Genomic DNA, 11,862 nt, shown 5'->3' on the forward strand with positions numbered 1-11,862 from the left:
ACGGGTCGCACGGCCCCGGGGAACCGGGGCCCTAGGGCACGGTCAGCTCGCCAGCGCCTCCTCGGCCTGGCCGGGGCGCGGCTCCGCGACGCGTACGGGCGTCACCACGCGGTGCGCCGGGTCGCGGACCTCGCCGACCAGCAGCTCCAGGACGTCCTCCAGGGCCACGAGGCCGAGGACCTTCCCGGCGGCGTCGGCGACCTGGGCCAGATGGGTGGCGGCGCGGCGCATCACGGTCAGGGCGTCGTCCAGCGGGAGTTCGGACCGCAGCGTGGTCATCGGGCGCCACATGTGCTGCGGCACCGCCCGCTCGGACTCCTCCAGGTCGAGGACGTCCTTCACATGGAGGTAGCAGCCCATGAAGGCACCGTTCTCCGCGACCACCGGGAACCGGGAGTACCCGGTGCGCGCGGTGAGCGCGACCACCTGGCCCGGGGTGACCGAGGGGTCCACCGTGACCAGCGAGGCGCTGTCGAGGAGGACGTCGGTGACCGGGCGGGAGCCGAGTTCCAGGGCGTCCTCGAGACGCTCCTGCTCCTCGGGCTCCAGGAGTCCCGCCTGTCCGGAGTCCTCGACCAGCCGGTTGAGCTGCTCGCTGGTGAAGACCGCCTCGACCTCGTCCTTGGGCTCGACCCGGAACAGCTTGAGGATCAGCTGCGCGCAGGCTCCGAGGGCGACCGTGACGGGACGGCACACGCGGGCGAAGGCGACCAGGCCGGGGCTGAACCACAGCGCCGTCTTCTCGGGCGCGGCCATCGCCAGGTTCTTCGGGACCATCTCGCCGATGACGAGGTGGAAGAAGACGACGAGGGCGAGCGCGATCACATAGCCGAGGGGGTGGATCACCCCGTGCGGCAGGTGGACCGCCTCGAAGAGCGGCTCCAGCAGCCGGGCGACCGTGGGCTCGGCGACCGCGCCCAGGGTCAGCGAGCACATCGTGATGCCGAACTGGGCCGCGGCCATCATCTGCGGAAGGCGCTCCAGGCCGTACAGGACCTGCCGGGAGCGGGCGGTGCCGAGCGGTTCGATCTGGCTGCGCCGCACGGACACGAGCGCGAACTCGGCGCCGACGAAGAAGCCGTTGGCGAGCACGAGCAGGCCCGCGAACAGCAGTTGGAGCATGCTCATCGGACGGCCTCCGGGGCGAGCGCGGTGCGCACGAGGCGGACGCGTTCGGCACGGTAGTGGCCTACCTGCCGCACCACGAGCCGCCAGCCGGGGAGCTCGGCCTTGTCGCCGGGGGCCGGGATCCGGCCGAGCAGGTCGGCGACGAGGCCGGCCACGGTCTCGTACGGTCCCTCGGGCACGTCGAGGCCTATGCGCTGCAGGATGTCGACCCGGCAGCTGCCGTCGGCGTCCCAGGCGGGCCTGCCGTCCTCGGGGGGTGCGGCCGCGAGCTCGGGCTGCTCCCCGTGCACGTCGTCGTGCTCGTCGCGGACCTCGCCGACGAGCTCCTCGACGATGTCCTCCAGGGTCACCACGCCGGCCGTGCCGCCGTACTCGTCGACGACGACGGCGATCGGCTGTTCGCTGCGCAGCCGCTCCAGGAGGGGCTGCACGGGCAGGGTCTCCGGGACGAGCAGCGGCGCCTGGGCGATCCGGCCGACGGGGGTGCGCAGCCGGTCGTGCGAGGGCACCGCGAGGGCGTCCTTGAGGTGCACCATGCCGACGACCTCGTCGATCCGCTCCCGGTAGACGGGGAAGCGGGACAGGCCGGTGGCACGGGTGAGGTTGACCACGTCCTCGGCGGTGGCCGTGGACTGGAGGGCGCTGACCTTCACCCGAGGTGTCATCACGTGCTGCGCCGTGAGGTCGGCCAGGGACATCGTGCGGACGAAGAGGTCCGCCGTGTCCTGCTCGAGGGCACCGGCGCGGGCCGAGTGGCGGGCGAGGGAGACGAGTTCGCCGGGGGTGCGGGCCGAGGCCAGCTCCTCGGCGGGCTCCACGCCGAGCGCGCGGACCAGCCGGTTGGCGACGGTGTTCAGCACGGCGATGACCGGCCGGAACAGCCGGGAGAAGACGTGCTGCGGACCGGCGACGAAGCGGGCCACCTGGAGCGGCTTGGACACCGCCCAGTTCTTGGGCACGAGTTCACCGACCACCATCTGCACGGCCGAGGCCAGCAGCATGCCGGTGACCACGGCGAAGCCGGGCACCGCGCCCTCGGGCAGTCCGACCGCCGAGAACGGGCCGTCCAGCAGCTGGGCCAGGGCCGGTTCGGCGAGCATGCCGACGACGAGGGAGGTGATGGTGATGCCGAGCTGGGTGCCGGAGAGCTGGAAGGACAGCTCCTTGAGCGACTCGACGACCGTGGCGGCGCGTCGGTCGCCCTCGGCCGCGGCCTTCTCGGCCTCGGGGCGCTCGACGGTGACGAGGCCGAACTCGGCGGCCACGAAGAAGCCGTTGGCGAGAATCAGCAGGAACGCCGCGCCAAGGAGCAACAGGGGGATGGTCATGCCGCCGCCTCGCTATGTCGGAAGGGGGCGGCGCAGGTACTACAGGACGATCCGTCCATCGCTGGAGGGAGTCACTCCTCGGGTAGCAGGGAGCCTCTGAGAGCCGGAGCACATCGGAGGCGGAGGCGTCATGGTAAACGCCTCCGCCGACAGATTAATCAAGACATGGGCTCTGAGGGCAGGGTGGAGGGCCGAGAGTCAGCCCGTGTGTTCGCCGCGGTGCCCGTCGGGCTCCTGGATTCCTCGGGCGAGGGCCAGGGCGCGCAGGGCGCGGGCGTCGTCGATGGCGCGCTGCCGGGCGATGCCCGGCTGGATGCCGAGCACCGGGAGGCTGGTGCCGTCGCTGAGGTCGAGGAAGACCCAGGGGTCGCCCGGACGCAGGTTGACCTGGAGGATCTCCGCCCAGTCCAGGTGCCGGCGGCTCGCGATGTTGACCACGGTGACACCGCTCTCGTCGGCGACGACCTTGGGCCGCGAGAGCAGCAGGAGGACACCGAACAGCAGGACGGCGGTGAAGACGAAGCTGAGCCGCTCCCCCGGTCCGAGTTGCTCCAGAAGCATGGCGACCGTGGTGATGACCACAAGGATCGACGCGCCCGCGGTGAGCAGCACGGCCCGGGTCCGGGAGGGCCGGAAGGTTATGGGAAGGGAGGGAAGGTCCGACATGTCCGTGGTTCCTGTCAGAGCCGGCAGGCGTGGATGGCCGTGGTCAGGATGGCCCGCGCGCCGAGCGCGTACAGGTCGTCCATGATCCGCTGGGCCTCCTTGGACGGGACCATGGCGCGGACGGCGACCCAGCCCTCGTTGTGCAGCGGCGAGATGGTCGGCGACTCCAGGCCGGGAGTGAGCGCGACGGCCTTCTCCAGGTGCTCGGCACGGCAGTCGTAGTCCATCATCACGTAGGTCCGCGCCACCAGCACGCCCTGGAGGCGGCGCAGGAACTGCTGCACCTTGGGCTCGGCGTCCTCGGTGGGGCCGGCGCCGACGCGGCGGACGACGACGGCCTCGGACTTCATGATCGGCTCGCCGAAGATCTCCAGGCCGGCGTTGCGCAGCGAGGTGCCCGTCTCGACGACGTCCGCGATGACCTCGGCCACGCCGAGTTCGATGGCGGTCTCGACGGCGCCGTCCAGGTGCACGACGGAGGCGTCGATGCCGTGGTCGGCGAGGTGCCCGGCGACGATGCCCTCGTACGAGGTGGCGATCGTCCTGCCCTTCAGGTCCGCGACCCCGTTCGCCGTGCCCGGCTTGGCGGCGAAGCGGAAGGTGGAACGGGCGAAGCCGAGCGGGAGGATCTCCTCGGCGTGGGCGCCGGAGTCGACCAGCAGATCGCGACCGGTGATGCCGATGTCGAGCTTGCCGGAGGAGACGTAGATCGCGATGTCCCGGGGGCGGAGATAGAAGAACTCGACCTCGTTGTTCGGGTCGACGATCCGCAGTTCCTTGGACTCCCGGCGCTGCTGGTAGCCGGCCTCATGCAGCATGTCCGCCGCAGGTCCTGACAGGGAACCCTTGTTGGGGACGGCGATGCGCAGCATGAGGTCGGCTTCCTTTGCTCGATGGTGTTCGGGGTGGGTGGGACGGGCGGACGGACGCGCAGGAGGGGTACCGCGGGAGCGGCCCCTACAGATGCGCGTACACGTCGTCGAGGGAGATCCCGCGCGCGACCATCATCACCTGGACGTGGTAGAGCAGCTGCGAGATCTCCTCGGCGGCGGCGTCCTTGCCCTCGTACTCGGCGGCCATCCAGACCTCCGCGGCCTCTTCGACGACCTTCTTGCCGATGGCATGAACGCCCTTGCCGACGAGTTCGGCGGTGCGCGAGGTGGCGGGATCGCCCGTGGCGGCCTTGTGCTGGAGCTCGGTGAAGAGCTCCTCGAACGTCTTATTGGACATGGTGCTCCTCACCCTACGCGCTCGGGGCCGTACCTCAGTGCCAGGGTTCAGATACTGAGCGGAGCGTGGCCGCGGTCGCCACGGCGGCCGTCACCGCCTCGTGCCCCTTGTCCTCGTTGGAGCCCTCGATGCCCGCGCGGTCCAGGGCCTGCTCCTCGGTGTCGCAGGTGAGCACTCCGAAGCCGATGGGGACGCCGGTCTCGATGGAGACCTGGGTGAGGCCCTGGGTGACGCCTTGGCACACGTACTCGAAGTGGGGGGTGCCGCCGCGGATGACGACGCCGAGCGCGACGATCGCGTCGTAGCCGCGGCCCGCGAGGACCTTGGCGGCGACCGGCAGTTCGAAGCTGCCGGGGACCCGCAACAGGGTCGGCTCGTCGATTCCCAGCTCGCGCAGCGCGCGCAGCGCGCCGTCGACGAGACCGTCCATCACCTTGTCGTGCCACTGTGCCGCGATGACCGCGACCCGCAGGTCGCCGCAGTTGCGTACGGACAGTTCAGGTGCACCCTTGCCGCTCACGTCTCTCCTTCAGTCCCGCTGTGCCGTGTTGCCGATAGTGCCGTGCTGTCGTGCTGTCGTGCTGTCGTGCCGTGATGGTGCTTGTGCCGCCGGTGGTGCCGGGCGTGCGGGTCACTGGCTCCCGCAGGCCGACACGGTGACCTGGTCGAGCCAGGGCAGGTCGTGGCCCATCCGGTCCCGCTTGGTGCGCAGGTAGGTCAGATTGTGCTCGCCCGCCTGGACGGGCATCGGCTCGCGTCCGGTGACCCGCAGGCCGTACCCGACGAGCGCGTCGGTCTTGTCCGGGTTGTTGGTCATCAGCCGCAGGCTGCGCACGCCGAGGTCCTCCAGGATCCGGGCGCTCGCGCCGTAGTCCCGGGCGTCCGCGGGCAGGCCGAGTTCCAGGTTGGCGTCGAGGGTGTCCCGGCCGCGCTCCTGGAGCTCGTACGCACGGAGCTTGGAGAGCAGGCCGATACCGCGCCCCTCGTGGCCGCGGAGGTAGACCACGACACCGCGGCCCTCGGTCTGGATGCGCTCCATGGACGTCTGGAGCTGGGGCCCGCAGTCGCAGCGGTGCGAGTGGAAGACGTCGCCGGTCAGGCACTCGGAGTGGACCCGGACGAGCACGTCCTCGCCGTCGCCGATCTCGCCGTGGACGAGGGCGACGTGCTCGACGCCGTCGGCGGTGGAGCGGTAGCCATAGGCGGTGAACTCGCCGAAGGCGGTGGGCAGATGGACCTCGGCCTCACGCCGGACGGTGGGGGCGGCGGCCGCCCCGGACGCGGTGGACGTGCCGAGTTCGGTGGTGCGGCGGTAGGCGATCAGGTCCTCGATGGAGATGATCGTCAGGCCGTGCTTGCGGGCGAAGGGGATCAGCTCGGGCAGCCGGAGCATCCGGCCGTCCTCGCCCGCGATCTCGACGATCGCCCCGGCCGGGCGCAGTCCCGCGAGACGGGCCAGGTCGACGGCGGCCTCGGTGTGGCCGTTGCGGGCCAGCACGCCTCCGGGCCGGGCGCGCAGCGGGAAGATGTGGCCGGGGCGGACGAAGTCGTCGGCCTCGGAGACGCCGTCGGCGAGGAGCCGCAGGGTGGCGGCGCGGTCGGCGGCCGAGATGCCGGTGGTCACGCCGTGGGCGGCGGACGCGTCGACCGACACCGTGAACGCGGTCTTCATCGACTCGGTGTTGTCGTCTACCATCTGCGGCAGGCGCAGCCGGTCGAGTTCGTCGCCCTCCATCGGCGCGCAGATCAGTCCGCGGCACTCGCTCATCATGAAGGCGACGATCTCGGGGGTCGCCTTCTCGGCGGCGACGACGAGGTCGCCCTCGTTCTCGCGGTCCTCGTCGTCGACGACCACGATCGGGCGGCCGGCCGCGATGTCGGCGATGGCCTGCTCGACGGGGTCGAGCGCGAGGTCCGAGGCATCCTGATCGTGCCCGGTGCTGTACCAAACCGGCGCCGTTGTCATGCCGGGGCTCCTTCCATGACGGGCTGCCCGGCCTCACGGGAGCGCAGCCACCAGTCGCGCATGCCCCACAGGACGAGCGCGCCGTACAGGACGTAGACGAAACCGGAGAAGGCGTAGCCGTTGGCGAAGTTGAGCGGGACGCCCACCACGTCGACGAGCAGCCAGGCGAACCAGAACTCGACCATGCCGCGGGCCTGCGCGTACATGGCGACGATCGTGCCGACGAAGATGTAGGCGTCGGGCCAGGGGTCCCAGGAGAGCGTCGGATACGCGTGGAACAGGCCGCTGACGGCGACGGTGCCGACGGCCGCGGCACCCGCCATGGCCGCGCGCTCGCGCCAGGTGGCGAACCGGACGGAGACGCGCCCGTCCTTGCCCTCGCCGCGGTTCCACTGCCACCAGCCCCACAGGGCGACGGCGATGACCACGACCTGCTTGCCGGCGCTGCCGGTGAGGTGGCCGAAGAAGGCGGCGAAGAGGACGACCCCGGAGAGGAGCTGGACGGGCCAGCTCCACACGGAGCGCCGCCAGCCGAGCGCGAGGGCGATCAGACCGATCACGTTGCCGATCATGTCCGACCACATGATGTGCTGGTCGAGGAGGACGAAGGCCTCGGAGTTGAGCCAGTTCACCGGCCGGCCTCCTGAGCGCCGGGCAGTGCGCCCGGCTGCCCACCGCGCGCGCCGAGCAGCCGCTCGACGTACTTTGCGATGACGTCGACCTCGAGGTTGACCGGGTCGCCGGGCTGCTTGTGGCCCAGCGTGGTCAGGTCGAGGGTGGTGGGGATGAGGCTGACCGTGAAGAAGTCGGGGCCGGCGTCGACCACCGTGAGGCTGATGCCGTCGACGGTGATGGAGCCCTTCTCGACCACGTAGCGCGAAAGGTCGGCGGGCAGCGAGATCTTGACGATCTCCCAGTTCTCGGACGGCTTGCGCTCGATGACCGCGCCCGTGCCGTCGACGTGCCCCTGCACGATGTGGCCGCCGAGGCGCTCGCCCACGGCCATCGGCCGTTCGAGGTTGACGCGGGAGCCGACGGTGAGCGCGCCGAGGCTGGAGCGGTCGAGGGTCTCGGCCATGACGTCGGCGGTGAACTCGTCGCCCTCGTGCTCGACCACGGTGAGACAGACTCCGTTGACGGCGATGGAGTCGCCGTGCTGCGCGCCCTGCGTGACGACGGGGCCACGCAGCCGGAAACGCGAGGCGTCGTCGAGAATCTCGACGGCGGTGACCTCACCCAGCTCTTCGACGATTCCGGTGAACACTTCCCGGGTCCTCCTGCCTCATGGGGCACGGACTCCGGGGCTGTCGATGACGACAAATGAGCGGACCGCGGCACACCGGGAGCGACGCCGAAAGGACACCCGTCCCGCAGGACGAGCAGCAACAAACGGCAGCGCGCACGAATGCCCGCCCGCCGCGCACTGCCTCCCATCCGGACTTTAACCGTCGGTCCAGGAATTCCACCTGGTCAACCGGCCGCTGGAAGCGACCGGGTCGCGGACTGTAACCGCCGGTTCGGAATTACACCGACCCCGGAGTGCGCTGCTTCTGGTACATGGCCAGTGTGCCACGCCCGATCGTCGGCCATACGGCCGCAGCTCTGTGGGGTGGCTCACAGCTCTCGGGCATGGACTTCCACGGACCGGTTCGTCCGGCCAACTCCCCCGGACCCGGGAGGCCTTGAGGTGCGGGACGGACTTCGCGCAACTGGTCCATACCTATTGACGCTCTGGTCTAGTCCTCTTAATGTCCTCGATCAAGACTGCGTGATCATTCATTGCCGGTCCCCCCACGAACGACCCGGCGGCGGTGACGAAGGCCCTTGCCCCGCCGCCGGGTCTCCAACGGCCCGGCGCGCACCGGTACCCGTGCGAGCGCCCGGCGAACGGCCTCTGCGACGCTGAACAGGTGACCACGAGCCTCGCCGACGAGTTCGAGACGTACCGCCCGCGCCTGTTCGGGCTCGCCTACCGCATGCTGGGTTCCGCCGCCGACGCGGAGGACGTCGTCCAGGACGCCTATCTGCGCTTCAGCGGTGCCGGCCGTGCGGACGTCGAGCGGCCCGGCGCCTGGCTCGCCAAGGTCGTCACCAATCTCTGCCTCACCCGGCTGACCTCGGCCCGCGCACGGCGCGAGCGGTACCCGGGGCCCTGGCTGCCCGAGCCGGTCGTCACCGCGGACGGCGCCCTCGGTCCCCTGGAGTCCGCGGAGCAGCGGGACGCGGTGTCCCTGGCCCTGCTGGTCCTGCTGGAGCGGCTCACCCCGACCGAACGGGCGGTCTACGTCCTGCGGGAGGCCTTCGCGTACACCCACCGGGACATCGCCGGCGTCCTGGACCTGAGCGAGGCCAACTCCCGTCAGCTGTACCGGCGGGCGGTCGGCCGGCTCGCGGTCCCCGAGGCCCGTTTCGAGGTCCCGGCCGAGCGGCGGACCCTGCTCGTCGACTCGTTCCTCTCGGCCGCACGCGAGGGCGATCTGGCGGGCCTGGAGCGGCTGTTCGCCGAGGACGTCGTCTGGTGGTCCGACGGCGGCGGCCAGGTCTCGGCCGCGCGCAGGCCGGTCGAGGGCCGCGAGAAGGTGCTGCGCTTCCTCGCCGGTGTCGCGGGCCGGGCCGGGGCGGAGGCCTTCGCCCTCTCGGTGGCCGAGGTCAACGGTCACGACGCGCTGATCGTCCACGGGCCCGCGGGCGCCGACGGGGTCGCGGGCCCGACCGGCGTCATCACCTTCGAGGTCGGCGACGGCGTGATCACGGAGGTGCGGGTGGTCATGAATCCCGGGAAGCTGGAGTTCCTGGGGCGTCAGCTGGAGCGCGCCCGGGACCGGGGATGAGCGGCGCCTCTCCCTGAGCGTGGCCCCGCGCGGGGGCGGCGCTCCGGGCGCGGGAAGGCAGCGGCGGTCGGCCCCGCGCGCTCCCCGGGGTTGTCACATCCGCGCGGGCCACGTGGTCTCAGCTTGCGAAGGACGCTCCGTCCGGGAGCGTCCGGCGTCGAAAGGGCCGAACAGCATGACCACGATCCTGGTGACCGGCGGCACCGGAACCCTCGGCAGGCTCGTCACCGAGCGGCTGCGGGCGGACGGCCACGAGGTGCGGGTGCTCAGCCGGCACGCCCAGCCGTACGCCGTGGACCTGCGCGAGGGAGGCAGCGGACTGGACTCCGCCGTCACCGGGGCGGACGCGATCGTGCACTGCGCGTCCTCGCCCCGCGGCGGCGACGAACGGGCGGCCGAGCGGCTGATCGCGGCCGCACGGCGGGCGGAGGTCCCGCACCTGGTCTACATCTCCATCGTCGGCGTCGACGCGGTGCCGTTCGGCTACTACCGGACCAAGTGGGCGGTGGAGAAGCTGGTGGAGGAGTCCGGGCTGGGCTGGACGATCCTGCGCACCACCCAGTTCCACGACCTGGTGGCCCAGGTCCTCGGCGGTCTGGCCAGGCTGCCCGTGCTGTTCCTGCCCGCCGGGGTCTCGGACCAGCCGATCGAGGCCGCCGAGGTCGCCGACCGGCTGGCCGGACTGGCGGCCGGGGCGCCCGCGGGGCGGGTCGAGGACATGGGCGGGCCCGAGGTGCGCACGTTCCGCTCCCTGGCCGAGGCCCATCTGCGCGCGGCCGGGAAGCGCCGCCCTGTGCTGGAGGTCCCCCTGGCGGGCAAGGCCTACCGGGCGTTCCGCACCGGCCACCACCTCACCCCGGACCACTCCGTGGGCAGGGGCACCTTCGAGGACTTCCTGAAATCCCGCTCCGAGAACCACGCCTGACCTGACGGCCGGCGCGAGGGTCCGACCTGCTCCTGTCCGGCCGCCGTGGCCGCCCCGACCGCCCCGACCGCCCCGACCGCTCCGACCGCTCCGACCGCTCCGACCGCTTCGGTGACGATCGACGCCCGCTCAAGGGGCGGAACCGCCGCAAGACCCGTCCGGGCAGCCCGGCGTCGGGGCAGGGAAGGGGGCCGGCGTCACGCCGAGCCCGATCCAGCCCAACACCTGGACGGGCCCGGTCCGGGAGAGGAGGCAGTGGCGGCGACGGAGGCAGAGGCGGTGGCCGACCGGAGCCGATACCGGGGGCGCTGCTGCGGCAGGCCGGATCGGACCCCGGAAACAGGCGGGCCCGTGCCGGCGGCGGGCCGACGCCGGAAACAGGCACGCTGTCGGCGGTGGGCTTCGGATCCGGCCCCGGAGGCAGACGGGCCTGTGCCGGCGGCAGGCCGTGGCGAGACCCGGAAGCAGGCGGGCCCGCACCGGCGGCGGGCCGGGCCGGAGCCCAGCCCCGCCCGGTGGCACCCGGCGGGCTCCGGCCCGGAACCACCTAGGGCGTCGCCGGTGAGCCGAACAGTTCGTCCTGGGCCCCGTCGCGGGCCGTGAGCAGCGCGCCGCGCAGTACCGCGCCGCCGCCCAGCGTGCTCGCGCGCACCTCGGTCGGCAGCGGCGACATCCCGGCGAGGCGCAGCGCGACGCGCTCGGCGAGTGCCGTCCCGCCCGCCTGGCCGACCTCGCCGCCGAGGACCACGCAGCCGGGGTCCAGCACGGCGCTGACGGAGGCCGCGCCGATGGCGAGGCGCTGGGCCAGGGCGTCGAGGAAGCCCTCGGCCGCCGGGGAGCCGGGGCTCGCCAGCGCCTGCCGCACCAGCGCGGCGGCGGGCGGCTCATGGCCCTCGGGCCGGGCCGCGACCCCGTGCTCCGCCGCCAGCTCCGCGATCGCCGCGGACCCGACGAGCGAATGGAAGCCACCCCCGCAGTCGGTCGCCGAGGGCAGGCTGGTGGTGCCCGGCACCGGCAGGAAGCCGATCTCCCCGGTCCCGCCGGAGGCGCCCCGGCGCAGGGCGCCGTCGAGGACGACGGCGGCGCCGGTGCCGTGGCCGAGCCACAGCAGGACGAACGTGTCCCGGTCGCGGGCGACGCCGTCGCGCTGTTCGGCGAGGGCGGCCAGGTTGGTCTCGTTCTCGACCAGGACCCGGGCCCCGGGAAGCCGTTCCTGGAGGGCCGCGACCAGCCGCCGGTGCCACTCGGGCAGTCCGGTGGAGTCGCGTAGCTCGCCGCTGGCGGGGTCGATCAGACCGGGCGCCCCGATGCCGACGGTGTGCAGCCTGCCCCACCCCCGGACGAGGTCGAGCGGGGGCGCGGTGCCGAGGTCGGCGGCCTCCTTCGCCGTCCGCTCGACCAGCGCGACCGCCTGCTCGACGGCCGGCCCGGTGCCGGTGCCCTCGTCGATGGGCACGGACGCCTCGGCGAGGACGTGACCGACCAGATCGGAGACGACGACGGACACGCCCTCCGTACGGACGTCCAGCGCGGCCAGATGGGCACGGTCGGCGACGATCCCGTAGACCCGGGCGTTGGGTCCGCGCCGCTGCTCCCCCGATTCCCCGACGACGGTGACGAGACCGGAGGCCGTGAGCCGTTCGACGAGGTCGGCGACGGTAGGCCGGGACAGTCCGGTGAGCTGCTTCAGCCGCCCTGCCGTCAAGGGGCCTTCCTGCTGCAACAGCCGCAGGGCGAGCCGGTCGTTGATGGCCCGTGCGGTGCTCGGGGATGCGGGCATGCCGGGAA

At 72.4% G+C, this 11,862-nt stretch carries 12 protein-coding genes and 1 riboswitch; of the genes, 2 read left to right on the forward strand and 10 right to left on the reverse strand.

Features of this window, described 5'->3' with window-relative positions:
• Positions 1-42: 42 nt before the first annotated feature.
• The 9 genes from IO36_RS17980 to IO36_RS18020 form a co-directional block, all read right to left on the reverse strand.
• Positions 43-1,128: a hemolysin family protein gene (locus IO36_RS17980; protein WP_037621075.1), complete on the reverse strand. Its 1,086-nt coding sequence runs from the start codon at positions 1,126-1,128 to the stop codon at positions 43-45.
• Positions 1,125-2,456 (reverse strand): hemolysin family protein, encoded by a 1,332-nt coding sequence (locus IO36_RS17985; RefSeq protein ID WP_037621077.1) that lies wholly within the window; start codon positions 2,454-2,456, stop codon positions 1,125-1,127. The genes IO36_RS17980 and IO36_RS17985 overlap by 4 nt, the downstream gene beginning before the upstream one ends.
• 198 nt (positions 2,457-2,654) lie before the next feature.
• Positions 2,655-3,122, reverse strand: coding sequence for a PH domain-containing protein (locus IO36_RS17990; protein ID WP_037621078.1), 468 nt, complete (start codon positions 3,120-3,122; stop codon positions 2,655-2,657).
• A 14-nt stretch (positions 3,123-3,136) separates the two neighbouring features.
• Positions 3,137-3,994: an ATP phosphoribosyltransferase gene (gene hisG, locus IO36_RS17995; protein ID WP_037621079.1), complete on the reverse strand. Its 858-nt coding sequence runs from the start codon at positions 3,992-3,994 to the stop codon at positions 3,137-3,139.
• An 85-nt stretch (positions 3,995-4,079) separates the two neighbouring features.
• Positions 4,080-4,352 carry a phosphoribosyl-ATP diphosphatase gene (locus tag IO36_RS18000; protein WP_030038616.1) on the reverse strand — a complete coding sequence of 91 codons (273 nt, stop codon included), beginning with the start codon at positions 4,350-4,352 and terminating at the stop codon, positions 4,080-4,082.
• A gap of 34 nt (positions 4,353-4,386) precedes the next feature.
• A complete protein-coding gene (ribH, locus tag IO36_RS18005) occupies positions 4,387-4,872 on the reverse strand; it encodes a 6,7-dimethyl-8-ribityllumazine synthase (protein ID WP_037621081.1) in 486 nt (161 codons plus the stop codon).
• A 111-nt stretch (positions 4,873-4,983) separates the two neighbouring features.
• Positions 4,984-6,318 (reverse strand): bifunctional 3,4-dihydroxy-2-butanone-4-phosphate synthase/GTP cyclohydrolase II, encoded by a 1,335-nt coding sequence (locus tag IO36_RS18010; protein WP_037621082.1) that lies wholly within the window; start codon positions 6,316-6,318, stop codon positions 4,984-4,986.
• The gene (locus tag IO36_RS18015) at positions 6,315-6,950 is read right to left on the reverse strand and encodes a nicotinamide mononucleotide transporter family protein (protein WP_037621084.1); all 636 of its coding nucleotides are present in this window, start codon (positions 6,948-6,950) and stop codon (positions 6,315-6,317) included. Before IO36_RS18015 ends, IO36_RS18010 begins: the two co-directional genes overlap by 4 nt.
• On the reverse strand, positions 6,947-7,582 hold the full coding sequence (locus tag IO36_RS18020; protein ID WP_037621085.1) for a riboflavin synthase: 636 nt from the start codon (positions 7,580-7,582) through the stop codon (positions 6,947-6,949). Before IO36_RS18020 ends, IO36_RS18015 begins: the two co-directional genes overlap by 4 nt.
• A 152-nt stretch (positions 7,583-7,734) precedes the next feature.
• Positions 7,735-7,865, reverse strand: a riboswitch (FMN riboswitch).
• A 363-nt stretch (positions 7,866-8,228) separates the two neighbouring features.
• Here IO36_RS18020 and sigJ point away from each other — a divergent pair.
• Together sigJ and IO36_RS18030 are read left to right on the forward strand one after the other, a co-directional pair.
• A complete protein-coding gene (gene sigJ / locus IO36_RS18025) occupies positions 8,229-9,149 on the forward strand; it encodes an RNA polymerase sigma factor SigJ (protein WP_037621221.1) in 921 nt (306 codons plus the stop codon).
• A 175-nt stretch (positions 9,150-9,324) separates the two neighbouring features.
• Entirely contained in the window at positions 9,325-10,074 is a 750-nt protein-coding gene (locus tag IO36_RS18030; RefSeq protein WP_037621086.1) for an SDR family oxidoreductase, read from the forward strand.
• 547 nt (positions 10,075-10,621) lie between these two features.
• On the opposite strand, the gene IO36_RS18035 is transcribed toward IO36_RS18030, so the two are convergent.
• Positions 10,622-11,854, reverse strand: a complete 1,233-nt coding sequence (locus tag IO36_RS18035; protein ID WP_037621087.1) for an ROK family transcriptional regulator — start codon at positions 11,852-11,854, stop codon at positions 10,622-10,624.
• Between the last annotated feature and the right edge of the window lie 8 nt (positions 11,855-11,862).

Origin of the sequence: Streptomyces aureus, assembly GCF_000725495.1 — a bacterium.
In the GTDB taxonomy this organism is placed as follows: domain Bacteria; phylum Actinomycetota; class Actinomycetes; order Streptomycetales; family Streptomycetaceae; genus Streptomyces; species Streptomyces aureus_B.